Origin of the sequence: Micromonospora sp. BRA006-A, assembly GCF_033433935.1 — a bacterium.
GTDB lineage: Bacteria > Actinomycetota > Actinomycetes > Mycobacteriales > Micromonosporaceae > Micromonospora > Micromonospora aurantiaca.
In genome coordinates this window covers 3462829-3489689 of the sequence record NZ_JANCLW010000001.1, presented here as the reverse complement: position 1 = coordinate 3489689, position 26861 = coordinate 3462829, and the positions used below count along the sequence as shown (strand labels likewise).

The window sequence follows — 26861 nt, the reverse complement described above, 5'->3', positions numbered from 1 at the left end:
GGATCGGGGCATGGGAAAGACGTACGAGCGCATCGACGGCCGGCTGCGGGACTTCATCGAGGCGCAGCCGATGTTCTTCGTGGCCACCGCCCCGCTGTCCGGTGACGGCACCGTCAACCTGTCCCCGAAGGGGCTGCGCGGCTGCTTCGCGGTGCTCGACGAGCACACCGTGGCGTACCTCGACTTCGCCGGCAGCAACGCCGAGACCATCGCCCACCTGCGGGAGAACGGCCGGATCACGCTGATGTGGTGCGCGTTCGCCGGCCCGCCGAACATCGTGCGGGTGCACGGGCGCGGTGAGCCGGTGTTCCGCGACGACCCGCGCTGGCCCGGCCTGCTGGCCCACTTCCCGGACATCGACCCGGGTCCACACGGGCTGCGGGCGATCATCGTGGTGCGCGCCGAGCTGGTCCGCGACACCTGCGGCTACGCGGTGCCGTTCATGACCTACGACGCCGACCGTGACCTGCACGAACGCCGGTTCGCCCGGGAGGACGACGCGTCGCTGAGCGCGTACTTCGCCGGCAAGGACCACGTCGCCACCAGCATCGACGGGCTGCCCGGCCTGCCGTTGCCGCTGCCGCCGGCCCCGGCGGGGTGAGCGCGGTCAGTGGATGCCGGCCATCAGGTGCCGGATCTGGCGGGTGAACATCACCGCGGCCAGGCCCAGCACCACCGAGGCCAGCCCGAAGGTCAGGAAGTACACCGGCTGGGACCAGGTGCCGGCCAGCCGGGCCACCTGACCGCCGATGGCGTCGCCGACGGCGGTGGCGAGGAACCACAGGCCCAGCATCTGGCTGGCGTACTTGACCGGGGCGAGTTTCGTGGTGGCGGACAGGCCGACCGGGCTCAGGGACAGCTCACCGGCGACCTGGATCGCGTACACCGCGACGAGCCACAGCGGTGAGACCAGGTCGCCGCCGACGGCGGCCTGCGCGGCGGCGGCCATCAGCACGAACGACAGGCCGTTGAGTACCAGGCCGACGGCGAACTTCGTGGGCGTGGACACCCGGTGGCCGAGTTTGAGCCACAGCGCGGCGGCCAGCGGCGCGCCGATGATGATGAGGATCGGGTTCACCGACTGCAACCAGGACGCCGGGAACGTGAACCCGCCCACCGACCTGTCGGTCTGGTCGGCGGCGAAGATGTTCAGCACCGACCCGGCCTGGTCGTAGATGAGCCAGAACGAGGCGGCGAACAGGAACAGCCACACGTACGCCTTCATCCGGCTGCGTTCGGTGCCGCTGATCTCCCGGTCGGTGAGGATCCGTGCGAAGTAGCCGACCGTCACCAGCACCGTCACCACGGTGAGCAGGTTGACCACCGTGTCGACGGTGAACCAGCCGGCCACCAGCAGCACCAGCAGGACGGCGAGCACCACGACGCTCGCCACGCCGACGCGGGTCAGCGCGCGCCGCCGGTCGGCACCGAGCAGCGGGTCCGCCGGGCGGGCGCCGGCGTCGCCGAGGTTGCGGCGGCCCAGCACGTACTGGAGCACGCCGAAGGTCATGCCGACCGCGGCGGCGCCGAACCCCAGATGCCAGTTGATCTTCTCGCCGAGGAAGCCGGTGATCAGCGGCGCGATGAACGCACCCAGGTTGATGCCCATGTAGAAGATGGAGAACCCGGCGTCGCGGCGCGGCGAGTCCCGCTCGTACAGGTCACCGACCATGGTGGAGATGTTCGGTTTGAGCAGGCCGGTGCCGAGCACGATCAGCGCCATGCCGGCGAACACGCTCCACCCGGTGGGGATCGCCATCACGTAGTGACCGGCGGCGATCACCACGCCGCCCCACAGCACGCTGCGCCGCGCGCCGATCAGCCGGTCGGCGACCCAGCCGCCGGGCAGCGCCATCAGGTAGACCATGGCGTTGTAGGTGCCGTACACGGCGTTGGCGCTGGACTCGCCGAGGTCCAGTCCGCCGTCGGCGACCGCGGCGGTCAGGTACAGCACGAGGATCGCCCGCATGCCGTAGAAGCTGAACCGCTCCCACATCTCGGTGAGGAAGAGCGTGGACAGCGCGCGGGGGTGACCGAAGAAGGTCTTCCCGGCTGGTGGTCGGGCCCCGACCGGCGCGTCACTGCTCATCGTCACCTCCGGCACGCAAACAGGTGGGTAACATCCCCGTTGACAGGCGAAACACTCCACCGATTCGGCCCGGCCGGGGACGACCCCGCCGGGCAGCTGTCATGGCCGGTTACCCTTGACACTCCCGACCCGCGTACGGCCCTGCCGCCGTGGGCCGGGGAATGGGTGAGCGGTGACCGGTCGTTACACCTGAAGACCAGCACCACGAACGAGGGGAAGTCGATCATGGGCGAGCGCATGCTGCGCGGTAGCCGGCTGGGAGCGGTCAGCTACGAGTCCGACCGCAACACGGAGCTCGCGCCGCGCCAGACCCGCGAGTACCTCTGCGCCAAGGGCCACCAGTTCGAGGTGCCGTTCGCCGTCGACGCCGAGGTCCCGACGACCTGGGAGTGCAAGTTCGACGGCAGCGTCGCCCGCCTGGTCGACGGCACCGAGCCGGAGCAGAAGAAGGCCAAGCCGCCGCGTACCCACTGGGACATGCTGCTGGAGCGGCGCTCGATCGCCGAGCTGGAGGACATCCTCGCCGAGCGGCTCCAGGAGGTCCGGACCCGCCGCGGTCGCGCCTGACCATCCGTAACGCGCGGAAACGCCCCCGGGGATCCCGGGGGCGTTTCGCTGTCCGGCACCGGGGCGGTCGCCAGTTCGGGGAGGTGGCGGGGTCAGACGCCCGCTGATGCCACCACCTCGGCGAAGTGGTGTTGATCAAGGGCTCACGCGCGTCAGCGGTCGACGATCTCGCCCTCGATGGCCTTGCCCGGGTCGGTGACCGGCTGGGGCGACGGCGAAGGCGCCGGACCAGGCGACGGTGACGGCGCGGGCTGCGGCGCACCCCGGTACACACGCACCCGGCGCGGCCCGAACAGGTCACCGGCGACCATCGACGACACCCGCCGCTCGGTGGCCCGGCGCACCCCGCCACCGGCCAGCCGGCGCAGCGGCGGCACCAGCAACAGCAGGCCCACCACGCCGCTGACCAGGCCCGGCAGCGCCAGCAGCAGCGCACCCAGCAGACCCACCAGGCCGTCTGTCACCTCGGCGCCCGGCGGACGGCCGGCCTGCGCCGCCGCGCGGAAACCGCGCCACGCCCGCATGCCCTCGCGGCGCAGCAGCACCAGCCCCAGCAGGGACGCCCCGAACACCAGCAGCACCGCCGGGCCGAACCCGACGGCCCGGCCGACCAGCACGAAAACAGTCAGCTCCAGCAGCGCGAACAGCAACAGGGCCGGTGGTACGTACTTCAGTCCTCGGCGCATCTCACCTCATCAGCCCGGGGTCATCACGCCCCTCAAGCATGACACGCCCCGGCTCAAGGCCAGCGCGCGAGCGCGTCCGGGCGGGCGGGAGCGGTCGCCAGGCGGTCCCGCACCCCCCAGCGGGTGACCCGCCACAACGCCTCCGCCACGATCAGCGGGCTCATCTTGCTGTCGCCGTGTTCCCGCTCGGCGAACGTGATCGGCACCTCCACGATCCGCACCCCGGCACGGTGCGCCAGCCGCGACAGCTCCACCTGGAACGCGTACCCCTGGGACCGCACCGAGTCCAGGTCGATCGCGTCCAGCGCGCTGGCCCGGTACACCCGGTAGCCGCCGGTGGCGTCGCTGACCGGCATGCCCAGCGCCAGCCGCGCGTACAGGTTGCCGACCCGGGACAGCAGCAGCCGCCGCCACGGCCAGTTCAGGACCCGCGCGCCGCGCGTCCACCGGGAGCCGATCACCACGTCGGCGTGGCGGGCGGCGTGCAGCAGCGCCGGCAGGTCCTCCGGGGCGTGCGAGCCGTCGGCGTCCATCTCCACCACCGCGTCGTAGCCGCGGGAGCGCGCCCAGGCGAACCCGGCCAGGTAGGCCGCGCCGAGTCCTTCCTTGCCGGCCCGGTGCAGCACGTGCACCCCCGGGTCGCCGTCGGCGATCGTGTCGGCGATCGCTCCGGTGCCGTCGGGGCTGTTGTCGTCGGCGACGAGGACGTCCACCGCCGGCGCCGCCTCGCGTACCCGGGCGACGATGCGCCCGACGTTGTCGGCCTCGTTGTAGGTGGGGATGACCACCAGGACCCGCCCCACCCCGGGATGGCCGACCGTCCGCCTGTCGGCTGCCACGCCCACCGTCGCACCGCCTCTCGTCGGCTCAGCCGGGAGCGACCTCCCGGCGGCGGCGCAGCACGGCCGCGCCGGCCAGGGCCGCGACCGCCAGCGCCGTCAGCGCCACCTCCGGCCACACCCCGGCCGTGGTCGCCGGGGTACGCCCGTTACCGAGTTCCATCTGCCGCACCACCACCGCGGCGGTGTTGAACCCGGTCGCACCGTCTACCCGCCCGTCCGGGGAAAGGAACCCGGACACCCCGACCGTGGAGGCCATCAACGCGGCCCGGCCGTGCTCCACGGCCCGCAGCCGCACCATCGCCAGCTGCTGGCGGGCCTCGGCCACGTCGAACGTGGCGTTGTTCGTCTGCACCACCAGTAGCTGCGCGCCGCCGGTGACGGTGTCCCGGACGATGCCGTCGTAGGCGACCTCGAAGCAGATCACGTCACCGAGCACGGCCGGGCCGGTGCTCAGCACGCCGGGGCGGTCACCGGGGACGAAATCGGACCGGACCCGGTCGACCTGGGAGCTGACCTTGCGGGCGATGGAGCGCAGCGGCACGTACTCGGCGAACGGCACCGGATGCCGCTTCGTGTACACCTGGTCCAGATCCGGGCCGGTGCCCGGCCGCCACAGCAGCCCCGCGTTGCGTACCTCACCCCGGCCGGGCCCGACCAGCACCGCGCCGACCAGGATCGGCGCGCCGATCGCGTCGGCGGCCTGGGAGATCCGCTCCCCCGCGCCCGGGTTGCGCAGCGGGTCGATGTCGCTGGAGTTCTCCGGCCACACCACCACGTCCGGGCGGTCCTGCCCGCCCTCGGCGACCCGCCGCGCCAGCTCCAGCGTCGCGTCGACGTGGTTGTTCAGCACCGCCTGCCGCTGCGCGTTGAAGTCCAGCCCGAGGCGCGGCACGTTGCCCTGCACGATCGCGACGGTGACGGTGTCGCCCGCGCCGCGTACCCCGGTCGGCACGGCCGTGCCGGCGGCGAGCAGCGCCACCAGCGCGGCGGTGAGCCCGGCGACGGGCCGCCACTGCCCGGGGGCACGCCGCCAGTCCCGCCACGCGGCGGTCACCAGCAGCCCACCGGCGACCGCGACGGCGAACGTGACCAGCGGGGCGCCGCCGAGCGCGGCGAGTTTCAGCAGTGGCGACGTGTCCTGGCTGAACGCCAGCCGGCCCCACGGGAACCCGCCGAACGGGGTGCGGTCACGCAGCGCCTCCTGCCCCACCCACAGCACGCCGGTGAGCAGCGGCCACGCCGCCCGGTGCCGGTCCGCCAGCGGCGACACCCAGGCGGTGGCGGCGCCCAGCAGTGCCAGGTACGCGGCCTGCAGCAGCGACAGCAGCGCCCACGGCAGATAGCCGGTGTGCAGGTTCGTCCACTCCAGCAGCGGCGCGAACAACGCGACCCCGGTCAGGAAGCCCAGCCCGGCGCCGGCGCGCAGCCGCCGCCGGTGCACCGCGGCGGCCAGCAACGCCACACCGACCGGCGCGAGCGGCCACCAGCCGTACGGCGGGAACGCCAGCAGCAGCGCCATCCCGGCCAGCACGGCGGCCGGCACGGCGAGCGTCAGCGGCAGGGGACGCGTCCCCTCGGCGATGGTGCGCGGCTGCTCCTGCTCCAGCGTCGTCACCGGCTTCTCCCCACGATCACGGGCCGAAGGCTACCCGCCCGTACCGGTCGCCGGCCCGCGCCCCTGCGCCACCGATCGGACAACTGCGCCCCGGCGCGCGGAGCCCGCTGCCATGCTCGGCAGCATGAGCGCTGAGCGTGGACGCGGCCGTGTCCTGCCGACCGCGCCCGGCTCGCGCGTCACCCGGGTGGAGTTGTTCTACGACCTGGTGTTCGTGTTCGCGTTCCTGAACGTCACGAACGTCCTCTCCGAAACCCTGAGCGGCAGGTCGTTGCTGGCGGGACTGCTGTTGCTGTTGCTGCTGTGGTGGTGCTGGGTGTCCTTCGCCGCCCTGGGCAACGTCGTGCGCACCGACCAGGGGGTGATGCCGCTGGTCGGCGCGGTGACGGTGGCCGCCCTGTTCGTGCTGACGCTGACCACACCGTCGGCGTTCGCCGAGGAGCCGGCGCAGGGGCAGTCCGGTCCGCCCGGTCTGGTGTTGTTCGCCTGCTGCTACCTCATCATCCGGGCGGCCCAGGTGCTGGTGTTCCTGGCCCGCAGCAGCCGCCGCGGACGGACCGCCCTGCGCCTCGGTCTCCCACCGCTGACCAGCGTGGCGTTGATCCTCGCCACCGCGGCCCTGCCCGAGTCACCCCGGCAGCCGTGGGGGACGTGGCTGCCGCTGGCGCTGTGGCTGGCCGCGGTCTGCATCGAGTACACCTCCGGGGGCCTCGCCCCCAGCGCCGGGCTGACAGTCGTGTCCGCCGCTCACTGGGCGGAGCGATACGCGCTGATCCTGCTCATCGCGCTCGGCGAGTCGATCATTTCGCTCGGTCTGGGACCGAAGCTGAGCGCCGGCCTGCCGGCCACGTGGCCGGTGATCGTGGCGTCGGTGCTCGGCGTCACCATCATCGCGGCCCTGTGGTGGCTGTACTTCGACACTCTGGCACCCGCGCTGGAGCAGCGGCTGCACCGCACCCGCGACGTCCGGGCACGGGCGGCGTTCGCCCGCGACGCCTACGCCTACCTGCACCTGCCGCTGATCACCGGGATCATCCTGTTCGCCCTCGGCCTCAAGCGCTACCTCACCGTCATCTCCCACCCGCACGGCGATCCCTGGCGGGAACGCGCCGCCGTGCTGGACAGCCGGGTGCTGTTCGCCGGGGTGGTCATCTACATGATGGGACTGCTGGCGCTGGCGGTGCGGGCGACCCGCCGGATTCCGGCGGTCGCCACCGGTGTGGTGCTCGTGCTGGCGGTGGGGCTGCCGTGGGCGGGCCGGCTGCCGGTGGCGGCCGCGCTGGCGATCCTGGCGGCGGTCAGCGTCTTCCTGGTGCTGTTCGGCCTGCGCGCGGGTGACCCGTGGCGTCGCCAGGTGCGCCGGACCGCGTTGGACGAGCAGGTCGCCGCCGAGCGGGAGCAGTCCGAATGGCGCCGGCGTCACCTGTGACCGGCGGGTGGGGAGTGTGGGCGTCACCGGCGACAGGCGACAATCGGGCGCATGCGGTTCGGTGTGCTCGGCGCGACCCAGGCGTACGCGGCCGACGGCAGCGTGCTGCCCGTCGCCGGTGGGCGGCTGCGCGCGCTGCTGGTGCTGCTGCTCCTCGACGCCGGCCGCACCGTGGCGCCGCAGCGTCTCGTCGACGGCGTGTACGGCGACCGGCCACCCGAGCAGGCCGCGAACGCCCTGCAGTCGCAGGTGTCGCGGCTGCGCCGGCTGCTGCCGGGCGCGCCCATCGAGTTCGGGCCGGCCGGCTACCGGCTGGCGGTCGATCCGCAGCGGGTCGACGTGCACCGGTTCACCGGGCTGGCCGAGGCCGGGCGGGCGGCGCTGGCCGCCGGGGACCCGGCCGGCGCGGCGGCGCTGCTGCGCGACGCGCTCGGCCTGTGGCGCGGCGAACCCCTCGCGGACGTGACGGACGCGCCGTTCGCCGGCGCCGAGGCGGCCCGGCTGCGCCAGGCGCGGCTGGCCGCGGTCGAGGACCGGGTGGAGGCGGAACTGGCGCTGACGGCGGCCGGGGCGCCGCTGATCGCCGAACTGCGGGACCTGGTGGCGGCGCATCCGCTGCGGGAACGGCTGCACGGGCTGCTGATGCGGGCCCTGCACGGTGCCGGCCGCCGCGCCGAGGCGCTCGCCGTCTACGCCGACGCCCGCCGGGTGCTGGCCGAGGAACTGGGCACCGACCCGTCGGCGGAACTGGCCGCCCTGCACACGGCGCTGCTGCGAGACGACGCCGCGCCGGCTGCCCGGCTGCCCAGCCCGCTCACCAGCTTCGTCGGCCGGGAACCGGAGCTGCGGCGGGTGCACGAGCTGCTCGGCGCGGCGCGGCTGGTCACCCTGCACGGCCCGGGCGGCGCCGGCAAGACCCGCCTGGCCACCGCCGTCGCGTCCGGCCACGACGGGCCGGTGTGCCTGGTGGAGCTGGCCGCCGTGGCGACCGGCGCGCCGGTCGCCACGGCGGTGCTGGCCGCGCTGGACCTGCGCGACGCCGCCCTGCGCACCCCCGGCGGCCCCGCCGACCTGACCGGCCGGCTGGTGGCGGCGCTGGCCGACCGGCGGCTACTGCTGGTGCTGGACAACTGCGAGCACGTCATCGACGACGCGGCCCGGCTGACCGGCCGGCTGCTCGCCGCCGCGCCGGGGCTGCGGGTGCTCGCCACCAGCCGGGAACCGCTGGGCCTCACCGGCGAGGCGTTGTGCCCGGTCGGCGGGCTGCCCGCCCCGGACGGGCCGGCCGCACCGGAGGCCGCGGCCGCGTACCCGGCGGTGCGGCTGTTCACCGACCGGGCCGCCGACGTGTCGCCCGGGTTCACCCTCGATGCCGCCACCACCCCGGCGGTGCTGCGGATCTGCCGTACCCTCGACGGGCTGCCGCTGGCCCTGGAACTGGCCGCGGCGCGCCTGCGGGCCCTGCCGGTGACGCAGGTCGCGGCCCGGCTGGACGACCGGTTCCGGCTGCTGCGCCGCGGCGACCGCACCGCGGCGCCCCGCCACCGCACGCTGGAGGCGGTCGTCGGGTGGAGCTGGGACCTGCTCGACGAGCCGGAGCGGCGGCTGGCCGCCCGGATGAGCGTGTTCGCCGGCGCCGCCGACCTGGCCGCCGTGCAGGCGGTGTGCGCGCCGGACGCCGGCGACGTCCTGGACGTGCTCACCGGCCTGGTGGACAAGTCGCTGGTGGAGGCCACCGGCGGGCGCTACCGGATGCTGGAGACGATCCGCGAGTTCGCGGCGGCCCGCCTCGCGGAGCACGGCGACACCGGGCGGGTGCGCGACGCGCACGCCGCGTACTTCCTGGATCTGGCGCTGGCCGGCGACGCGGCGCTGCGCGGCGGCGGCCAGGAGCGGTGGCTGCGCCGCCTCGACGCCGCCCGCGACGACCTGCACGCGGCGCTGCGGCACGCGGACACCGGAACCGGGCTGCGGCTGGTCGCGGCGCTGGCGTTCTACTGGTGGCTGCGGGGCCTGCGCGGGGAGGGCGCGGCGCTGGCCCGGCGGCTGGTCGACCGGGTCGACGGCCCGCCCGACGGCCTGGCCGAGGAGTACGCGCTGGCCCTGCTGATCGCCACGCTCGCCGGTGGCGGCGACCGCAGCGAGGTCGACGCCGCGTCGCGGATCCTGTGGACCCTGGCCCGCCCGCCCCGGCACCCGTTCCTGCTGTACCTGTCCGGCATGGCCAGCGGGCCCCCGTCGCCGCAGGACGCGGCGGCGCTGCACGAGCAGGCCGTCCGGGACCGGCTGCTCGGCGCCGACCCGTGGAGCCGGGCGCTGGGCCTGCTGGGCACCGCGATGGTCAGCCTGCTGCACGACCGTCACGCCCAGGCCCACGCCGACCTGAACGGCGCGCTCGCCGGTTTCCGGGCCCTCGACGACCGCTGGGGCATGATCGTGACGCTGTCCACCCACGCCGAGGCGGCCTACCGCACCGGTGATGTCGCGTCGGCGGCCGCGCCGATGGCGGAGGCCCTGGAGCTGGCCGAGCAGCTCGGCTCCACCCTGGACCTGGCGGAGCTGCTGCGGACCCGCGCCGACGGGCGGCTCGCCGCCGGTGACCTGACCGGCGCCGCCGAGGACTTCCGGCGGGTACGGCGCATCGCCGGGCCGGCCGGCGCGCCGGAGCTGGTCGCCGCCGCGTACCTGGGGCTCGGCGAGATCGCCCGCCGCGACGGCGACCCGCAGCGGGCGCGGACGTTGTGCGAGCGGGCGGTCGCGGAATGCCCGTCGGGCTGGTTCGGCGCCGATGTGGTGCGGCTCGCGGCGCTGGTGACGCTCGGCCAGCTCGCCGACGCCACCGGCGACCCGGCTGCGGCCCGCGCCCACTACCGGCAGGTCCTCACCGCCGGCGCCGGTGTGTGGGACGTGCCGGTGGTCGCCGCCGCCGCGGACGGGCTGGCCGGGCCGCTGCTGCGCGCCGGCGACCCCGAGTCGGCGGCCCGCCTGCTGGGCGCGGCGGCGGCGCTGCTCGCCGGCACCGGCGCCGCCGACGCCCCGGCCGGCACACCCACCGCCGCCGAGCTGCGGGAACACCTGGGTGAGGCGGCGTTCGCCACCGCGTACGCCCGGGGCGCGGACCTGCCCCGGCAGCGGGCCCTGGCGCTGGTCGACGGGCGCTGACCGGCGCGGCGCCGCCCGGTGCGCGCGCGGTACGCGCCCGGTCAGCGACGCCGGTGACGCTGACTGCCATGACCGACGACGCGACGGCCGTACTGGCCGACGGGATACGGAAGACGTACGGACGCACCACCGCCCTGGACGGCTTCGACCTGGCCGTGCCGGCCGGCACCGTGTACGGGGTGCTCGGCCCGAACGGGGCGGGCAAGACCACGGCGGTGCGGATCCTCACCACGCTGCTGCGTTTCGACGCCGGCCGGGCCAGGGTGGCCGGGTACGACGTCGCCTCCGACCCGGACCGGGTCCGCGCCGCGATCAGCCTCACCGGGCAGTACGCGGCGGTCGACGAGGTGCTCAGCGGACGGCAGAACCTGGTGCTGTTCGGGCGGCTGCGGCGGCTGTCCGCGCGCCGGGCCCGCCGCCGCGCCGACGAGCTGCTGGACCGGTTCGGCCTGACCGAGGCAGCGGACCGGTCGGCGGGCGGCTACTCCGGTGGGATGCGCCGCCGACTGGACCTCGCCGCCAGCCTGGTGGTGCCGCCGCGGGTGCTGTTCCTCGACGAACCGACCACCGGCCTGGACCCGCGCAGCCGCAACGGCCTGTGGACGGCGGTGCGGGAACTGGTCGACGACGGCACCACGGTCCTGCTGACCACCCAATATCTGCAGGAGGCCGACCACCTCGCCGACCGGGTGTGCGTCATCGACACCGGCCGGGTCGTGGCCGAGGGCACCCCGGAGCGGCTGAAGGCCCGCATCGGCGCCGACCGCCTGGAACTGGTGGTCCGCGACGCGGCGGACCTGCCCGCGGCGGCGGCGGTGGTGGAACGCGCCACCGGCGCGACCGCGACGGCCGACGTCGAGCTGCGGCGCGTGGACGCGCCGGTCGCCGACCGGATCGCCGTGCTCACCGCCGTGCTGCGGGCCCTCGACGACGCCGGGATCGCCGTGGACGACGTGCTGGTCCGCCGTCCCACACTGGACGAGGCGTTCCTGCGCCTCACCGGCGGCCACGCCGACGCGCAGCGGGTGGGGGTGGCGTCGTGAGGGCCCTGACCGACGGGTGGCTGATGGCCGGGCGGAACATGCGGCACGTCGTGCGCGCCCCCGAGGAGATCGTCATCTACTTCAGCCTGCCGATCATGTTCGTGCTGGTGTTCGGCTACGTGTTCGGCAGCGGCATGTCCGTGCCGGGCGACGGCAGCTACCGGGAGTTCCTGCTGCCGGGCGTGTTCGTCATGACGATGCTCTACGGCCTCGGCGCGACCGCGTCGGCGATCGCGGTGGACACCGGCCGGGGTGTGGTGGACCGGTTCCGGTCACTGCCGATGGCCCGTTCGGCGCTGCTGTCCGGCCGCGCCGGCGCCGACCTGGTGCGGGCCTGCCTGGAGATGATCACGCTGGTGGTGTGCGGGCTGCTGGTGGGCTGGCAGTGGCGCGACGGCACCGGCCCGGCGCTGGCCGCGGTGGCACTGATCCTGCTGCTGCGCGTCGCGATGACCTGGGTGGGCATCCTGTTCGGGCTGCTCGTGCCGAACCCGGACACGGTCGCGGTGGTGGTGTTCCCGCTGGCGTTCCCGCTGACCGCGCTGTCCAACGTGTTCGTGGCGCCGGAGCTGATGCCGGACTGGCTGGGCGCGATCGCCGCCTGGAATCCGCTGTCGGCCACAGTGGCGGCGGCCCGGGACCTGTTCGGCAACCCGGGCCTGAGCGGCGACTCGTGGCCGGCCCGGCACGCACTGGAACTGGCGATCGCCTGGCCGCTGGCGCTCATCGCGGTGGCCGCGCCGGCTGCGGTGCGCCGCTACCGGCGGCTGGGCCGCTGACAAGGGCTGGGCCGCTGACGCGGGGAGACATCGGGGGGATGAAATCGGGGCGCGGCCGAAGCCGCGCCCCGATGCTCCCAGGCCCTTCCCGGCCGGTGGGGCGAAGACGATCGGCGCCGACCTTCGGACCGACCCGACGTGGACTGGCTGCCCCCGCCTGGCCGTTGTCTACTGGCCGTGCCTCTCACCCTGCCCGTACACCGGTAACCGCGGCCGGTTCGCGCCGCCCCGCCGACCCCCGCCCGCTGGACCTGGCCGCCGCAACCTTCCGGTCGCTCGGCCAGCGGACGAAGGGACGAAGCGAACAACAGCCGCTTCCCGTGGTAGGACTCAAAGACGGTACGGCGTAGACCCCCGCCGCTGTCAACCCACCCGGGCCTGTCGTGTGTTGCGACACGGCGTGTCGCGTCGGCGCGTCTCGATTTCCGCCCTGTTCGCGGCGTGCGTCAGGCGCCGAGATGGTGCCGCAGCATCGCCGCCGCCGCACCCGGATGCTCCTCGGCGAGCAGCCCGGCGGCGGCCAGCACGTAGTCCACGTCGACGACCGGCCGGGCCGCCCGCGGCAACGCCCACCCGCCCGCGTGGTCGGTCAGCACCGCGTCGAGCACCGCCGCCGCGTCGCCCGGGTCGGCGTGCCGCAGCACCCCACCGGAGCCGACGAGCAGCTTCACCTCCCGCAGATCCCGCCCGGCCCGCTCCCCCGTCGCCGCACCCCGCGCGTGCCGCCGCAACGCCACAGTCGCCGCCAACGAGGCGATACGCCGGTCCACGGCCCGCTCGCCGTCACCGGCGGGCAGGAACCCCGGATCGGCGGCCCGTACCGCCGCCGCGACCGTCAGCTCCGCCTCCTCGGCCGCGTCGAGCAGCCGCTCCTCGACTGCGGCGCGCACCACACCCGGCGCGCTCCACCGCATGCCCAGATCCCCCTCGACGGTGCGGGCCCGCCACAGCGTCCCGGCGACCTCCTGACTCGGGCCGCTGTCCCGCTCGTCGGGAGTGAGCACCGAGTACACGTCGGTGGTCGCGCCGCCCACGTCCACCACTGCGAGGTCACCGCCGAGCGTCCCGGCCAGCACCTCCACGCCGGTGAGCACCGCGTCGGGGGTGGCCGCGCGGACCAGCCGCGCGAACCGCGTACCCCGGGACAGCTTCTTGCCGCCGATGACGTGCCGCAGGAACACCTCCCGGATCGCCGCCCGCGCCGACGCCGGCTCCAGCACCCCGATGCGCGGCAGCACGTTGTCGGCCACCGTCACCGGCACCCCCGCGCCGGCCAGCAGCGCGTGCAGGTCGGCGCGCACGTCGGCGTTGCCCGCGAGGACCACCGGCACCCGGAACCGGGCCTTCGCCAGCCGCGTCGCGTTGTGCGTCACCGTCTCGGCGTCCCCGCCGTCGGTGCCGCCCACCAGCAGCACCACGTCCGGGCGGGCCGCCCGCAACGCCGCCACGTCCACCCCACCGAGCCGCCCGGCCGCGACGTGCACCACGTTCGCGCCCGCCGACAGACCGACCCGCCGGCCCGCCTGAGCGGTCACCAGCGGCTCGTAACCCACCACCGCCAGGCGCAGCCCACCCCCCGCCGACGAACACACGTACCAGGGCACCTCAGCGACCCCGGCCGACGCGACGGCCGCGCCGACCGCGGCATCCAGGCCGTGCAGCACATCAGTGCCCACCGTGGTGGGCGCCGACGCCGCCGCGACCAGCCGGCCGCCGTCGAGGTCCACCACCACGGCCTTCGTGTACGTCGACCCGACGTCGGCGCACACGACGCTCCTCGGGCTCACGCCGGACTTGGCACGACCACCGTGCCGGTCGCGGTGACCGCCACGATCGGCTCGTCGAGCACCTCGGCGGCCGACTCGCCCCTGTCCGGGCGGCCCCGGCACACCACAGTCGCGGCGAAGTCGACGGTGCGGCTGCGGGTGCCCACCCGGGTCACCGTCGCCGTCACCTCCAGCACGTCACCGGCCTTCATCGGCGCCCGGAACTGCACGTCGGCGTACGAGGCGAACAACCCCTCGTCACCGTCGGTGCGGATGCACACCTCGGTCGCCACGTCCCCGAACAACCCCAGCGCGTACGCCCCGTCGACCAGGTTGCCCGCGTAGTGGGCGTGGGAGTACGGCACGTACCGGCGGTGGATGACTGTCAGACCGACACGGGGATCACTCATGCGACGTCCGCCTTCCTGGAGGTGATCAAAGCGTGGACGAGGTAACTGGCGACCTCGCCCGGGGTGGTGCCACGGCCGAAGATCCGGTCCACGCCCAGCTCGCCGGTCATCGTCTCGTCGAACCGGGGCCCGCCGACGATCAGCAGCGGCCGGCGCCCGGCCGGCATCGCCTCCCGGAACGCCGCCGACATCTCCCGCGTGTTGTGCAGGTGCGCGTCGCGCTGCGTCACCACCTGCGACACCAGCACCGCGTCGGCGCGTTCCCGCCGCGCCGCCTCGACCAGCTCCGGCACGCTCACCTGCGCGCCCAGGTTCGTGACCTTCAGCTCCCGGTAGTACTCCAGGCCCTTCTCACCGGCGATGCCCTTGACGTTGAGGATCGCGTCGATGCCCACGGTGTGCGCGTCGGTGCCGATGCAGGCGCCCACCACCGACAGCTTGCGGCGCAGCCGCCGCTTCACCACCGCGTTGACCTCCTTGGCCGACAGCAGCGGATAGTCACGCTCCACCACCTGCACCTTCGCCAGGTCCACCAGGTGATTCACCCGCCCGTACACCACGAAGAACGTGAACCCGTCACCGATCGGCTTGGCGTGCACCAGCATCGCCGGGTCCATGCCCATCTTGTTGGCGAGCTGCACCGCCGCGCCCTCGGCCCGCTTGTCGTGCGGCACCGGCAACGTGAACGACACCTGCACCATGCCGTCACCGGTGGTGTCCCCGTACGGCCGCACGACGGTCTTCTCGCTCACGCCGCCACCTCCAGGATCTCCGTGGCCGGGTTGTAGTAGTCCGCCTCGTGCCGCGCCACCCCGTCGAGGCCCTTGCCCCGGTCCGCGGGCCGCTTCATGATCCCGAACGTGCCCTCGGCGATCGCCGTCAGCAACGACTGGTCCCCGATGCGCTCCAGCAGGTCCACCGCCTCACCGAGCACCCGGTGCGCCCGCTCCTGGATGAACCCACCCGGCGCCGGCACGAAATCCTCGTGCAACCCGCCCGCCGCGCCCAGCACGTACCGCACGTTCTGCAGGGCGATGTCCCGGTCCGACAACCACGGCGTCACCACCGCCTCGGTCATCATCCCCACCAACAGGATCCCCTGCCCGGTCATCGTGCCCACCAGGTTGAAGAACCCGTCCAGCAGGTTGCCCCGGAACACGTCACCGGTCATGTGCTTCGTCGGCGGCATCCACTTCAACGGCGCATCCGGGAACAACTCCCGCGCCAGCAACGCGTGCGCCAGCTCCAACCGGAACGACTCCGGCACATCCGGGTTGATCTCGAACGCGTGCCCCAGCCCCAGCTGCCAGTCCGCCAGCCCCGCCTCGTGCGCGAAGAACTCGTTCAGCAACTGCGACACCGTCACCGTGTGCGCCTCGTCCACCGCATCAGCGGTGGTCAGGTAGTTGTCCTCACCGGTGTTGATGATGATGCCCGCCCGCGCGTGCACCTGCCGCGAGAACCGCTGATCCACGAACGTACGGATCGGGTTGATGTCGCGGAACAGGATCCCGTACATCGAGTCGTTGAGCATCATGTCCAGCCGCTCCAGGCCGGCCAGCGTCGCCATCTCCGGCATGCACAGACCCGACGCGTAGTTCGTCAACCGCACGTACCGGCCCAGCTCCCGCGACGACTCGTCCAACGCCGCCCGCATCAACCGGAAGTTCTCCTGCGTCGCGTACGTGCCCGCGAACCCCTCCCGGGTCGCCCCCTCCGGCACGTAGTCCAGCAGCGACTGCCCCGTCGACCGGATCACCGCGATCACGTCCGCGCCGGCCCGCGCCGCCGCCTGCGCCTGCGGAATGTCCTCGTAGATGTCACCGGTCGCCACGATCAGGTAGATCCACGGCCGCCGCTCCGGGTCACCGAACCGCTTGACGAGGCGGTCCCGCTCCGCGCGCCGCCGGTCGATGCGCCGCACCCCCGCCGCCACCGCCTTACGCGACGCGCGACGCGCCGCCGTCGCCGCCCTCCCCGACGGCTGCGCGAACCGCACCGACCCGGCCGCCGCCTTCTGCGCCAGCAACGTCACATCCGTGATGCCCTCCCGCGCCAGCGCGTCGAACACCGGCGCCGCCACCCCGTGCCCCAGCCCCACGTCCGCGACCACCGCGTCCACGAGGCGGTTCACCCACGGAATGCCGTCCGGGTCCGCGCCGGTCACCCCGGCCAGCCGCAGCACCGCCCGCTCCACCGACACCGTGGTGTGACTACGCGCCAGATCCACCACCGGCTGCCCGGCCCGGCGCGCCAACTCCCGCGCCCGCGCCACCAGCGCCGGATCCAACCCAAGCTTCCCTGTCACGAAGACCCTTCCTGATAGATCACGTCACCGCGCAACACCGTGGCCCGGCACACCGGCAGCGGCGTCGGATCGTCCGCGCCCCGCAACTCCGGATCCTCGGCCTGCACCACCGGCAGCCCCCGCTCCACGCCCGCCGGGGTGTCCCACACCGCGAACGTCGCCGGCGCCCCCAGCGCCAGCACACCCTCGTTGTCGAGGTGCACCGCCCGCCACCCGCCGCGCGTGTGCGCCGCGAACGCCGCCCGCACACTCATCCGCTGCGCCGGGTTGTGATGCGCCGCCGCCGCCCGCACCGACCCCCACGGATCGAGCGGCGTCACCGGCGAGTCCGACCCGAACGCAAGCGCCACCCCGACGCCGTGCATCGCACCCATCGGATTCGACTCCAACGACCGCGCCAACCCCAGCCGCGACTCGTACATCCGGCCCGCGCCGCCCCACAACCTGTCGAACGCCGGCTGCATCGACGCGACGATCCCGTACTCCACGAACCCGGCGATCAACGCCTTACTCATGATCTCCGCGTGCTCCACCCGGTGCCGGGCCGCCCGCAACCGGTCCACACCCAGCGACCGCGCCGCCAGACCGAAACCCGCAAGCACCGTCCCGATCGCCGCGTCCCCGATCGCGTGGAACCCGCCCTGCAACCCGTGCGCCGCACAGTCCAGCAGATGATCACGAACCTGCTCCGCCGACACGTACCCGTGCCCGCACGCCCCCGCCTCACCGTCCAGGTACGCCGCCGACACGTGCGCCGTCCGCGACCCCAGCGCCCCGTCGGCGAACAGGTCACCACCAGCGCCCACCGCGCCCAGCTCCCGGGCCTTCGCCGCGCCCAGCAGCTCACCCCAGTATCCGTACACCTCCGGCACCCCGGCCCCCGAGATCGCCAGCAGCCCGGTGAAGTCCTCCTCGTCGGAGATGTCCGGACCACCGCACTCGTGCACCGCCGCGACACCCAGCGACGCCGCGTGCTCCAGGGCCCGCCGCTGCGCCGCCACCCGCTGCGCCCGCGACACCGACGCGAACGCCGCCGCCCGCACCACATGATGCGCGTCGCGCCGCAACCACCCCGACACCTCGTACCCGGCCGCCGACACCACCTCCGGGCACGCCGCCAGCAACGCCGCCGACACCAGCGCCGAATGGATCGACGCCTGCGACAGATACACCCGCCGCCCACCGGCCGCCCGGTCCAGCGCCGCCGCATCAGGCAACGCCGGATCCGCCCAGCCCGACTCGTCCCAGCCGTGCCCCAGCACCACCGCGTCACCCGGCAGACCCGCCGCGAACGCCGACACCGCCTCCAGCAGCCCGGCCGCCGACCGCACCGCCGACAGATCCAGCCCCGACAACGCCAACCCGGTATCGGTCGCGTGCACGTGCGCGTCCACGAACGCCGGCGTCACCAGCGCACCGCCCAGCTCCACCACCCGGTCCGCGCGCGGCGCGTCCGCGTCCGTACCCAACCAGGCGATTCGCCCGTCCCGCACCAGCAGCGCCGTCGCGCTCGGGTCCGCCGGACAGTGCAGCACTCCACCGCGATACAGCGTCGAGGGGTTCGTCATGGTCTCAGTCTGCCGTCAGACGCGCCTCGAACAGGCCGCGCACCCCCGGCTCGGCCCGCAACAGATCCAGCGCCAGCGCCGCGTGTCCCGGCACGTACCCGTTGCCCACCAGCATCGTCACGTCCGCCGCCAGGCCCTCCGCACCCAGCGCCGCCGCCGCGAAGCTCGTCGCCATCGAGAAGAAGATCACCGTACCGCCGTCCGCCGTGGCCAGCACCGCACCGTGCTCACACCCCGGCACGTCCACGCACACCACAGTCACGTCCGCCGGCACACCCAGCGCCGTCGTCACCGCCGTCGACAGCGCCACCGGATCCCGCGCGTCGGCCAGCGCCACCACGTCGGCCAGCCCGGCCGCCGTCAGCGCGTCCCGCTCCGCGACCACCGGAACCACCCCGACGGTACGGGCGGCGCCCGCCCGCCGCGCCGCCGCGAGGGACAACGACCCACTCTTGCCGGCCCCGCCGATCACCGCCACCGACACCGGACGCGGATCACCCTCACGCGAGCGCCGCGCCACCTGCTCGGCCACCACCCGCGCCGTCAACGCCGGCGCCCCGCACACGTCCAGCACCGCCAGGGACAGCTCGGGGTGCAGGTCGGGCGGCAGCACCGCCGCGATCGACCGGGCGAACAGGATCGCGTACCCGTCGCACGGCACCTGCTCGCTGCGCCCGTCCCAGCGGGCCAGCCCGTCGGTGATCGTCAGCGGCGTCAGCGTCAGCGACACGAGCGTCGCCACCCGGTCACCCGGCTTCAGGCCCAGCGGCGACCGGCGGCCCGCCTCCTCGACGGTGCCGATCAGCATGCCGCCGGAACCGGTCACGGGGTTCTGCATCTTCCCCCGGGCCGACACGATCTCCAGCACCTCGGCGCGGACCTTGTCCCCGTCGCCGCCGTGCTTCTCCGCCAGTTGCCGGAAACTCGCCGCGTCCAGGTTCAGCCGCTCGACCCGGATCCGCACCTCGTTAGCCGCGATCCGCGGGTCCGGGTCCAGCCGCCAGGCCGCCTGCGGGAGCACCCCCGCCGGTTCCACGACTCGGTGCAGACCCACCGGTGACGTCACGCCGACCCCCTATGTCCAGCCGCCCGAACCCCCGGCCAGGGGTCGCGTCGCGGGAAAACTTCCGGCAGACTAATTTCTTCACCGCAGATTTTCCAGTAGCCTACGCATCCGTTGATCAAACCGCACACTGACGAGGAGGGGCCGTGACCCAGACCCAACCGGTGGAGACCATCCCGACGCCCCGCCCCGCGCCGGTCGCCGTTCCGACCGCCGGACAGCCCTACGAATACCGCCGCGCGCCCCTCGTCGAACCCGACTGGACCCGCTTCCCCGGCTGGCGCCACATCACCCGCGACCAGTGGGAGAGCGCACAGTGGCAACGGGTCAACTGCGTCAAGAACATCAAGCAGCTGCGCGCCGTCCTCGGCGACACCGTCGACGAGACCTTCTACGCCGACCTGGAGGCCGACCAGAAGGCGCTGGCCACCATGTCCATGCTGGTCCCGCCGCAGATGCTCAACACCATGGTGCCGTTTGAGCCGATGAGCACCGAGGCGCTGCTCGCCGACCCGATCCGCCGCTACATGATCCCGGTCGCCTCCGACCGGCGCACCGACTGGCCGTCCCACCCGTACGCCAGCCGCGACAGCCTCCACGAACACGACATGTGGGTCGCCGAAGGCCTCACCCACCGCTACCCCACAAAGGTCCTCGCCGAGCTGCTCTCCACCTGCCCGCAGTACTGCGGGCACTGCACCCGCATGGACCTCGTCGGCAACTCCACCCCCGCCGTCGACAAGCTCAAGCTCACCCTCAAGCCGGTCGACCGCTACGACGCCCACATCACCTACCTCAAGGCACACCCGGGCGTACGTGACGTGGTCGTCTCCGGCGGCGACGTCGCCAACGTGCCGTGGCGCAACCTCGAGTCGTACCTGATGCGCCTGCTGGAGATCGAGACGATCCGCGACATCCGGCTCGCCACCAAGGCGCTCATGGGCCTGCCCCAGCACTGGCTCCAGCCCGACGTGGTCGAGGGCCTCGAACGGGTCGCCCGCACCGCCGCCCGACGCGGCGTCAACCTGGCCATCCACACCCACGTCAACCACGCCCAGTCGCTGACCCCGCTGGTCGCCAAGGCCGCACAGACCGCGCTCGACGTCGGCGTCCGCGACGTCCGCAACCAGGGCGTGCTCATGCGCGGCGTGAACGCCACCAGCGCCGACCTGCTCGACCTCTGCTTCGCGCTCCAGGGCGAGGCGGGCATCCTGCCGTACTACTTCTACATGTGCGACATGATCCCCAACGCCGAGCACTGGCGCGTCCCGGTCTGGCACGCCCAGCAGCTCCAGCACGACATCATGGGCTACCTGCCCGGCTACGCCACCCCGCGGATCGTCTGCGACGTGCCGTTCGTCGGCAAGCGCTGGGTGCACATGCTCACCGACTACGACCGCGAGCGCGGCATCTCGTACTGGACCAAGAACTACCGCACCTCGATCGAGTCGGCCGACCTGGAGGCGCTGAACAAGCGCTACGCGTACTACGACCCGATCGACACGCTGCCGGAGGCCGGCCAGGCCTGGTGGCTCGCCCACCGCGACGACTGACCCCGGACACCCGACGGCGGGCCACCTCATCGCTGAGGTGGCCCGCCGTTCGCGTACTCACTTGTCGAAGGCGTCCTTGACGTCGCGGCCGGCCTGCTTGGCGTGCTCCCCGGCCTGCCGGGCCCGCGCCGTGCTCTGCTCGGAGGCGCCCTCGGCCCGCAACCGCTCGTTGTCGGTCACGTCGCCGATCCGCTCCTTGGCCATGCCGCTCATCTCCTGGGCCTTGTTCTTCGCCTTGTCGGTGAAGCTCATGTCGCCCTCCCTCGTCCGGCTGCGCCTTGCCCTTGTCGCGTCCCCGGTGCGTGTCGTGTCAAACGCCGTTGACCGGCGCACATCGCGTAGGGCATCCTAGGATAATAGGTTGAAGGGGGTGCCTACCGGCCGAGGGCGCGGACCCGGTCCGTGACGGCCGCCAGGAACGCGGTGAGGGCGGGCGCCGGTGGCGTGTCCCGGGTGACAGCCACCAGGCGGCGCCGGAGGTCGGTCTCGGCGATGCCCCGCACCGCCAGCGCCGGGTCGTCCCCGGGCAGCGTCAGCGCCGGCATCAGGGCGACCGCGGCCCCGGCCCGGACCAGCTCCAGCTGGACGTCCGCGTCGCTGGAACGGTGCCGCAGGTCCGGTTCGTAGCCGCCGAGACGACGGCACGTCCCGACCACCATGGCGTGGTGCCCGGTGCCCTCGGCGGACGCGGTCCACACCTCGGACCGCAGGTCGGTGACCGCGACGTGTCCCCCGGACCCGGCGAGGGGATGCGCGACGGGAAGCACCAGCCGCAACGGCTCCTCGAGCAGGACCGTGAAACGAAGCCCCGCCGGGCGAGGGCGGGGCTGACTGTCGTACTCGTCGCCGATGACCAGGTCGACGGTGCCCAGGCGCAGGCCCGGCAGGGACTGTTCGAGTTCCAGCTCGAAGATCTCCACCCGGACCCGCGGGTGCTCGGCTCTCATCCGGGCGACGGCCGGCACGAGCAGGCGGCGCGCCGCCGACTGCAGGCCGCCCGCCCGGACGGTCCCCCGGACGTCACCGTCGAGGGCGGCCAGGTCGGCCTCCGCCGCCTCCGCCGCCGACAGCAGCACCCGGGCGTGCCGGGCGAGCACGTGCCCGGCCTCGGTGAGCCGTACGCCCCGGCCCGCCCGGCCCAGCAGCCGGACGCCCACCTCCTTCTCCAGCAGCGCCAGTTGCTGCGACACAGTCGACGGGCTGTAGCCCAGAGCCGCGGCGACAGCGGCCATCGTGCCGCGCTCCTCGAACTCCCGCAGGAAGCGCAACCGCCGCAGGTCCAGCTCGATCATGCGGGAATCCTAATGACTCACTTGCGGAATTCATCGCTGGACCTGGGCAGTCGGTGCCGGTGATCCTTGGCGCGTGGGTGCCGCACTGTGTCTCCTGTCCGCCGCCTGCTTCGGCGCGATGGCCGTCTTCGGCAAGCTCGCGTACGACGCCGGTGTCTCCCCGACGGCTCTGCTGCTTGTGCGTTTCGGGCTGGCCGCCGTCCTGCTCGGGCTCGTCCTGCTCATCCGGCCGGGCCTGCGCCGCGCGGCACCGGGCGACGCCGGAGGTGGGCGGCCGGCGACGAGGCGTGGACGGGTGGTGGCCGTCGCCCTCGGGCTGGGCGCGATCGGGTACGCCACACAGGCGAGCCTGTACTTCTCCGCGCTCGAACTGATGGACGCGTCCCTGCTGGCGCTGATCCTCTACACGTACCCGGTCCTGGTGACGGTGGCGGCGGTCCTGCTCGGCCGGGACCGGCTCAGCCCGCGACGCGGGGCGGCGCTTGTTGCCGCCTCGGGTGGAACGCTGCTGGTCCTGCTCGGCGCCGGTGGCGCGGGCTTCCATCCGCTCGGGGCGCTGCTGGCCTTCGCCGCCGCCGTCACCTACACGGTCTACATCCTGGTCTCCGACACCGTCGTGCACCGGCTGGCACCCGTGGCGCTGTCGGCGCTGGTCATGACCGGCGCCGCCGGCACCCTCGGCGCTCGCGCCCTGGTCACCGGCGGCGTCGACCTGAGCTTCGGGTGGCGGGGATGGTTCTGGCTGGCCGCCATCGCCGTGATCTCCACGGTCGTGGCGATGCTGGCCTTCTTCGCCGGGCTGAAGCGGACCGGTCCGTCGGCCGCGGCCATCCTGTCCACCTTCGAGCCGGTGGTCACCGCCGCTCTGGCCACGCTCACCCTCGGCGAGGCACTGACGCCCGCGCAGCTCGCCGGCGGCGCGCTGGTGCTGGCCTCCGTGGCGGTCCTGCAACTGCGCGGCGGGCGCGCTCTCCCCGGGGAAGAGGCACCCGGCCGACCGGCGGCGGCACGCGACACCGAACCGGCGCCGGCGGCCCGGTAGCGCGCCGGCGCGAACCGTCGCCGGGCCCGGCCCGCCCCGGCGTGGTTGACTGGGCCGGTGAACGAGATCCTGCTGATCCGGCACGGCGAGACCACCTGGAGCGCCGCCCACCGGCACACCTCGTACACCGATCTGGAGCTGGCCCCCGACGGCGAGCGGCAGGCCCGCGCGCTGGCCCCGCTGCTCGCCGGCCGGCGCTTCGCCCGGGTGCTGTCCAGCCCCCGGCAGCGCGCCACCCGCACCGCCGCCCTGGCCGGGCTCACCGTCGACGCCGTCGAGCCGGACCTGGCCGAGTGGAACTACGGCGAGTACGAGGGCCGCACCACCGCCGACATCCAGGCCGAACGGCCCGGCTGGTCGATCTGGACCGGCGGCGGCCCCGGCGGCGAGTCACCGGAGCAGGTGGGCGCCCGCCTGGACCGCGTGCTGGACCGGATCGCGCCACTGCTCGAACAGGGCGACGTCGCGCTCGTCGGGCACGGGCACAGCCTTCGTGTGCTCGGGGCGCGCTGGATCGGGCTGCCGCCCTCGGCCGGGGCGCTGCTGCGGCTGGACACCGCCACGCTCAGCGTGCTCGGTCACGAGCACGGCCGGCGGGTGCTCAGGCGGTGGAACCTGCCGGCTCCGCCGACGGGCGGGGACGCCCCCGGCCGGTCAGCTCACCACTGATCTTCGGCGGCCGGTTCTCGTACGGCGTGGACAGCACCACTGTCGTGCGTGTGGTGACGTTCGCGGCGGTACGGATCTCCTGGAGCACCCGCTCCAGGTCGGCCGGGCCGGCCACCCGCACCAGCAGGAGATAGAAGTCCTCCCCCGCCACCGAGTAGCACGAGTCGATCTCGGGCAGGTGCGCCAGCCGCTCCGGCGCGTCGTCCGGCTGCGACGGGTCGAACGGCCGGATCGCCACGAACGCGGTCAGCGGCAGGTCCAGCGCCTCGAACGACACCCGCGCGGCGTACCCCTTGATCACCCCGCGTTGCTCCAGCCGGCGGACCCGCTGGTGCACGGCCGACACCGACAGGCCCACCCGCTCGGCCAGATCCGTGTACGACAGCCGACCGTCCCCGGTCAGCGCGGCGACGATGGCACGGTCGATCTCCTCCACGCGCTGCACAGTAGCCGGAAAAGCGCTCCCACGCCGCACCCGGCCCGCCGCGGTGACGCTCAGCGCGCCGTCCGGTCGCGCACCGCGTCCGCCGCGTAGTTCAGCACCTCCGCCATGTCCTCCTCGTCCAGGAACGGCAGGTCGGTGAGGATGTCCGTGACGGACATGCCCTCGGCCATCATGGCCAGCAGGGTGGCCACGGGGATGCGCGACTGCCGTACGCAGGGCGCACCCCCCATGACGTCGGGGTCCACGGTGATCCGGGGGAAGGTCACCGCGACAGGCTAGCCCTTCGCCAGCGCGCGGGAGATGACCAGCCGCTGGATCTGGTTGGTGCCCTCGACGATCTGAAGCACCTTGGCCTCCCGCATGTACCGCTCGACCGGGTGGTCGGCGACGTACCCGGCGCCGCCGAGCACCTGCACCGCGTCGGTGGTCACGCGCATCGCCACGTCCGTGGCGAACAGCTTCGCCTTCGCCGCCTCGATCGAGTACGGGCGGCCGGCGTCGCGCAGCCGCGCGGCGGCGAGCGTGAGCGCCCGCGCGGCGGAGATCTGGGTGGCGGCGTCGGCCAGGTTGAACCCGAGCCCCTGGAAGTCGATGATCGCGCGGCCGAACTGGCGGCGCTCCCGGGCGTAGCCGACCGCGTAGTCCAGCGCGCCCTGGGCCAGGCCCACCGCGCACGCGGCGATGCCCAGGCGGCCGGAGTCCAGCGCGGACATCGCGATGGTGAACCCGGCCCCCTCGCCGCCGATCAGCCGCTGCGCCGGCACCCGCGCGTCGTCGAAGGCGATCTGCGCGATCGGCGAGGCGTGCAGGCCCATGGTGCGCTCGGCGGCCTGCGGGTGGATGCCCGCCGTGGACCGGTCGGCCAGCAGGCAGGAGATGCCCTTCGGGCCGGGGCCGCCGGTGCGGCAGAAGATGTTGTAGAAGTCGGCCACCCGGGCGTGCGTGATCCACGCCTTGGTGCCGGTCACCACGTACGCGTCACCGTCGCGCACCGCCCGCGTGGTCAGCGCCGCCGCGTCCGAGCCACCCTGCGGCTCGGAGAGGCAGTACGCGCCGAGCAACTCCCCGCCGATCATGTCCGGCAGCAGTTCGCGCTGCTCGTCGGTGCCGAACTGGGCCAGCGGGTAGCAGGACAGCGTGTGCACGCTGACCGCCTCGGCCACTGCCAGCCACCGGCTGGCGAGGATCTCCAGCACCTGGAGGTACACCTCGTACGGCTGGGCCGCGCCGCCGTGCTCCTCCGCGTACGGCAGGCCGAGCAGGCCGGCCCGGCCCAGGGTGCGCAGCACCTCCCGGGGGAACTCGGCGCGGGCCTCGAAACCGGCGGCGGCCGGGGCCAGCTCCCGGTCGGCGAGTTCGGTGGCGAGGTCCAGCAGGTCGTGAGCCTCGTCGGTGGGCAGGATCCGGTCGACGTTCATAGCGCGATGAGCTCCGTGGGGGTGGTGTTGAGCCGTTGCCCGCCGTCCGTCGTGCAGACGACGATGTCCTCGATCCGGGCTCCGTGCCGCCCGGCGAGGTAGATCCCGGGTTCGACCGAGAAAGCCATGCCGGCCTGAAGCGGCCGGGGGTTGCCGGTCACCACGTACGGCTCCTCGTGGCCGTCGAGGCCGATGCCGTGACCGGTGCGGTGCAGGAAGGCGTCGCCGAAACCGGCGGCGCTGATGACGTCGCGGGCGACCGCGTCGAGGGCCTCGGCGGTCACGCCCGGCGCGACGGCGGCCACGGCGGCGCTCTGCGCCTCCCGCAGCACCGCGTAGTAGTCCACGAACTCGGCTGGTGCGGGGCCGCCGGCGACGTACGTGCGGGTGCAGTCGGAGCGGTAGCCCGACGGCATGGTGCCGCCGATGTCGACCACCACCGGCTCGCCGGCGCCGATCGGGCGGTCCGAGATGCCGTGGTGCGGGCTCGCGCCGTTCGGCCCGGCCGCGACGATGGCGAAGTCGACGGTGGCGTGCCCGGCCGCCCGGATCGCGGCGGCGAGGTCGGCGGCGACCTCGCGCTCGGTGCGGCCGGGGCGCAGCCACTCCCCCATCCGCAGGTGCACCGCGTCGATCGCGGCGCCCGCCTCGGCCAGCGCCGCCACCTCGGCCGGCGACTTGCGGATCCGCATCTCCCGCAGCACGTCGGAGGCGAGCCGCTGGGCCGCCCCGGGCAGCGCGTCGCGCAGCGCGAGGACCTGCTGCGCCCACATCCGGTCGGCCAGCCCGACGGCGCGGACCGGGCCGGGCAGCGCCGCGCGCACGAGCGGCCACGGGTCGGTGCCGTCGGCGTGGTCGACGATCCGGTACCCGGTGCCGGGCGCGGCCTCGGCGTCCGGCCGCTCCAGCACCGGCACGATCAGCGTCGGCTCGCCCTCGGCGGGCAGCACCAGGCAGGTCAGCCGCTCCCCCTCGCGGGCGTCGTAGCCGGTCAGGTAGCGCAGGTCGGAACCGGGCGTGAGCAGCAGCGCGTCCAGGCCCGCCGCGGCGGTGGCGCGCTGGGCCGCGACGAGACGCCCGGCGGGGTACAGTTCCTCGATTCCCACACCCCGAAG

The 26861-nt window shown here is 74.1% G+C and carries 25 protein-coding genes; 9 read left to right on the top strand and 16 right to left on the bottom strand.

What is annotated here, in order from left to right:
- Window positions 1–10 precede the first annotated feature (10 nt).
- Window positions 11–601 carry a pyridoxamine 5'-phosphate oxidase family protein gene (locus NMK34_RS15775; protein ID WP_318334034.1) on the top strand — a complete coding sequence of 197 codons (591 nt, stop codon included), beginning with the start codon at window positions 11–13 and terminating at the stop codon, window positions 599–601.
- 6 nt (window positions 602–607) lie between these two features.
- Here NMK34_RS15775 and NMK34_RS15770 read toward each other — a convergent pair whose 3' ends face one another.
- A complete protein-coding gene (locus tag NMK34_RS15770; RefSeq protein WP_318334033.1) occupies window positions 608–2089 on the bottom strand; it encodes a peptide MFS transporter in 1482 nt (493 codons plus the stop codon).
- Window positions 2090–2314: 225 nt separating this feature from the next.
- Between NMK34_RS15770 and NMK34_RS15765 the strand changes: the two genes are divergently transcribed.
- Window positions 2315–2656, top strand: a complete 342-nt coding sequence (locus NMK34_RS15765) for an RNA polymerase-binding protein RbpA (protein WP_007070998.1) — start codon at window positions 2315–2317, stop codon at window positions 2654–2656.
- 152 nt (window positions 2657–2808) lie between these two features.
- On the opposite strand, the gene NMK34_RS15760 is transcribed toward NMK34_RS15765, so the two are convergent.
- The 3 genes from NMK34_RS15760 to lnt are packed head-to-tail and all read right to left on the bottom strand — an operon-like array spanning window position 2809 to window position 5799.
- Window positions 2809–3342 carry an FxsA family protein gene (locus tag NMK34_RS15760; RefSeq protein ID WP_318334032.1) on the bottom strand — a complete coding sequence of 178 codons (534 nt, stop codon included), beginning with the start codon at window positions 3340–3342 and terminating at the stop codon, window positions 2809–2811.
- A gap of 53 nt (window positions 3343–3395) precedes the next feature.
- Window positions 3396–4187, bottom strand: a complete 792-nt coding sequence (locus NMK34_RS15755; protein WP_318334031.1) for a polyprenol monophosphomannose synthase — start codon at window positions 4185–4187, stop codon at window positions 3396–3398.
- A 22-nt stretch (window positions 4188–4209) separates the two neighbouring features.
- A complete protein-coding gene (gene lnt / locus NMK34_RS15750; protein WP_318334030.1) occupies window positions 4210–5799 on the bottom strand; it encodes an apolipoprotein N-acyltransferase in 1590 nt (529 codons plus the stop codon).
- A gap of 112 nt (window positions 5800–5911) precedes the next feature.
- Between lnt and NMK34_RS15745 the strand changes: the two genes are divergently transcribed.
- The 4 genes from NMK34_RS15745 (at window position 5912) to NMK34_RS15730 (ending at window position 12212) form a co-directional block, all read left to right on the top strand.
- Complete coding sequence (locus NMK34_RS15745) at window positions 5912–7228, top strand: low temperature requirement protein A (RefSeq protein WP_318334029.1); 1317 nt, start codon at window positions 5912–5914, stop codon at window positions 7226–7228.
- A 51-nt stretch (window positions 7229–7279) separates the two neighbouring features.
- Window positions 7280–10390, top strand: a complete 3111-nt coding sequence (locus NMK34_RS15740; protein WP_318334028.1) for an ATP-binding protein — start codon at window positions 7280–7282, stop codon at window positions 10388–10390.
- 68 nt (window positions 10391–10458) lie between these two features.
- A complete protein-coding gene (locus NMK34_RS15735; protein WP_318334027.1) occupies window positions 10459–11433 on the top strand; it encodes an ATP-binding cassette domain-containing protein in 975 nt (324 codons plus the stop codon).
- Complete coding sequence (locus NMK34_RS15730) at window positions 11430–12212, top strand: ABC transporter permease (protein WP_318334026.1); 783 nt, start codon at window positions 11430–11432, stop codon at window positions 12210–12212. Before NMK34_RS15735 ends, NMK34_RS15730 begins: the two co-directional genes overlap by 4 nt.
- Window positions 12213–12658: 446 nt before the next feature.
- Here NMK34_RS15730 and NMK34_RS15725 read toward each other — a convergent pair whose 3' ends face one another.
- From NMK34_RS15725 to NMK34_RS15700, 6 genes are read right to left on the bottom strand one after another with little or no spacing between them, the layout of a single operon-like run.
- Window positions 12659–13981: a glutamate mutase L gene (locus NMK34_RS15725; protein ID WP_412098887.1), complete on the bottom strand. Its 1323-nt coding sequence runs from the start codon at window positions 13979–13981 to the stop codon at window positions 12659–12661.
- 14 nt (window positions 13982–13995) lie between these two features.
- A complete protein-coding gene (locus NMK34_RS15720) occupies window positions 13996–14388 on the bottom strand; it encodes a hotdog domain-containing protein (RefSeq protein WP_318334024.1) in 393 nt (130 codons plus the stop codon).
- A complete protein-coding gene (locus NMK34_RS15715; RefSeq protein WP_318334023.1) occupies window positions 14385–15140 on the bottom strand; it encodes an OAM dimerization domain-containing protein in 756 nt (251 codons plus the stop codon). Before NMK34_RS15715 ends, NMK34_RS15720 begins: the two co-directional genes overlap by 4 nt.
- Entirely contained in the window at window positions 15137–16696 is a 1560-nt protein-coding gene (locus NMK34_RS15710) for a lysine 5,6-aminomutase subunit alpha (RefSeq protein WP_318334022.1), read from the bottom strand. Before NMK34_RS15710 ends, NMK34_RS15715 begins: the two co-directional genes overlap by 4 nt.
- Entirely contained in the window at window positions 16693–18264 is a 1572-nt protein-coding gene (locus tag NMK34_RS15705) for an amidohydrolase (protein ID WP_318334021.1), read from the bottom strand. Before NMK34_RS15705 ends, NMK34_RS15710 begins: the two co-directional genes overlap by 4 nt.
- A 4-nt stretch (window positions 18265–18268) precedes the next feature.
- Window positions 18269–19330 carry a zinc-binding alcohol dehydrogenase gene (locus NMK34_RS15700; RefSeq protein ID WP_318334020.1) on the bottom strand — a complete coding sequence of 354 codons (1062 nt, stop codon included), beginning with the start codon at window positions 19328–19330 and terminating at the stop codon, window positions 18269–18271.
- A gap of 143 nt (window positions 19331–19473) precedes the next feature.
- Here NMK34_RS15700 and NMK34_RS15695 point away from each other — a divergent pair, with 143 nt between their 5' ends.
- Window positions 19474–20880: a KamA family radical SAM protein gene (locus NMK34_RS15695; RefSeq protein WP_135240117.1), complete on the top strand. Its 1407-nt coding sequence runs from the start codon at window positions 19474–19476 to the stop codon at window positions 20878–20880.
- Window positions 20881–20937: 57 nt separating this feature from the next.
- On the opposite strand, the gene NMK34_RS15690 is transcribed toward NMK34_RS15695, so the two are convergent.
- Both NMK34_RS15690 and NMK34_RS15685 read right to left on the bottom strand, forming a co-directional pair.
- The gene (locus tag NMK34_RS15690) at window positions 20938–21132 is read right to left on the bottom strand and encodes a CsbD family protein (protein WP_018784383.1); all 195 of its coding nucleotides are present in this window, start codon (window positions 21130–21132) and stop codon (window positions 20938–20940) included.
- Between the two features lie 122 nt (window positions 21133–21254).
- A complete protein-coding gene (locus tag NMK34_RS15685) occupies window positions 21255–22172 on the bottom strand; it encodes a LysR substrate-binding domain-containing protein (protein WP_318334019.1) in 918 nt (305 codons plus the stop codon).
- Between the two features lie 73 nt (window positions 22173–22245).
- Between NMK34_RS15685 and NMK34_RS15680 the strand changes: the two genes are divergently transcribed.
- Together NMK34_RS15680 and NMK34_RS15675 are read left to right on the top strand one after the other, a co-directional pair.
- Complete coding sequence (locus NMK34_RS15680) at window positions 22246–23214, top strand: DMT family transporter (RefSeq protein WP_318334018.1); 969 nt, start codon at window positions 22246–22248, stop codon at window positions 23212–23214.
- 57 nt (window positions 23215–23271) lie between these two features.
- On the top strand, window positions 23272–23883 hold the full coding sequence (locus NMK34_RS15675) for a histidine phosphatase family protein (RefSeq protein ID WP_318334017.1): 612 nt from the start codon (window positions 23272–23274) through the stop codon (window positions 23881–23883).
- Here NMK34_RS15675 and NMK34_RS15670 read toward each other — a convergent pair.
- Genes NMK34_RS15670 through NMK34_RS15655 form a run of 4 tightly spaced genes read right to left on the bottom strand, consistent with a single transcriptional unit; the run spans window position 23816 to window position 26852 of the window.
- Window positions 23816–24319, bottom strand: a complete 504-nt coding sequence (locus tag NMK34_RS15670; RefSeq protein ID WP_128138189.1) for an Lrp/AsnC family transcriptional regulator — start codon at window positions 24317–24319, stop codon at window positions 23816–23818. The two genes, NMK34_RS15675 and NMK34_RS15670, sit on opposite strands and share 68 nt — an antisense overlap.
- Before the next feature lie 59 nt (window positions 24320–24378).
- Complete coding sequence (locus NMK34_RS15665) at window positions 24379–24594, bottom strand: DUF433 domain-containing protein (protein ID WP_013286269.1); 216 nt, start codon at window positions 24592–24594, stop codon at window positions 24379–24381.
- 9 nt (window positions 24595–24603) lie between these two features.
- Window positions 24604–25746, bottom strand: coding sequence for an acyl-CoA dehydrogenase family protein (locus NMK34_RS15660; RefSeq protein WP_318334016.1), 1143 nt, complete (start codon window positions 25744–25746; stop codon window positions 24604–24606).
- Complete coding sequence (locus NMK34_RS15655) at window positions 25743–26852, bottom strand: Xaa-Pro peptidase family protein (protein WP_318334015.1); 1110 nt, start codon at window positions 26850–26852, stop codon at window positions 25743–25745. The genes NMK34_RS15660 and NMK34_RS15655 overlap by 4 nt, the downstream gene beginning before the upstream one ends.
- Window positions 26853–26861: the final 9 nt, after the last annotated feature.

What these genes read in the sequence shown, in the direction of transcription:
- NMK34_RS15685 (WP_318334019.1), bottom strand. Translation starts at nt 22,172, where the DNA reads ATGATCGAGCTGGACCTGCGGCGGTTGCGCTTCCTGCGGGAGTTCGAG.
- NMK34_RS15765 (WP_007070998.1), top strand. Translation starts at nt 2,315, where the DNA reads ATGGGCGAGCGCATGCTGCGCGGTAGCCGGCTGGGAGCGGTCAGCTAC.
- NMK34_RS15760 (WP_318334032.1), bottom strand. Translation starts at nt 3,342, where the DNA reads ATGCGCCGAGGACTGAAGTACGTACCACCGGCCCTGTTGCTGTTCGCG.
- NMK34_RS15690 (WP_018784383.1), bottom strand. Translation starts at nt 21,132, where the DNA reads ATGAGCTTCACCGACAAGGCGAAGAACAAGGCCCAGGAGATGAGCGGC.
- NMK34_RS15720 (WP_318334024.1), bottom strand. Translation starts at nt 14,388, where the DNA reads ATGAGTGATCCCCGTGTCGGTCTGACAGTCATCCACCGCCGGTACGTG.
- NMK34_RS15770 (WP_318334033.1), bottom strand. Translation starts at nt 2,089, where the DNA reads ATGAGCAGTGACGCGCCGGTCGGGGCCCGACCACCAGCCGGGAAGACC.
- NMK34_RS15705 (WP_318334021.1), bottom strand. Translation starts at nt 18,264, where the DNA reads ATGACGAACCCCTCGACGCTGTATCGCGGTGGAGTGCTGCACTGTCCG.
- NMK34_RS15660 (WP_318334016.1), bottom strand. Translation starts at nt 25,746, where the DNA reads ATGAACGTCGACCGGATCCTGCCCACCGACGAGGCTCACGACCTGCTG.
- NMK34_RS15745 (WP_318334029.1), top strand. Translation starts at nt 5,912, where the DNA reads ATGCTCGGCAGCATGAGCGCTGAGCGTGGACGCGGCCGTGTCCTGCCG.
- NMK34_RS15775 (WP_318334034.1), top strand. Translation starts at nt 11, where the DNA reads ATGGGAAAGACGTACGAGCGCATCGACGGCCGGCTGCGGGACTTCATC.
- NMK34_RS15740 (WP_318334028.1), top strand. Translation starts at nt 7,280, where the DNA reads ATGCGGTTCGGTGTGCTCGGCGCGACCCAGGCGTACGCGGCCGACGGC.
- NMK34_RS15735 (WP_318334027.1), top strand. Translation starts at nt 10,459, where the DNA reads ATGACCGACGACGCGACGGCCGTACTGGCCGACGGGATACGGAAGACG.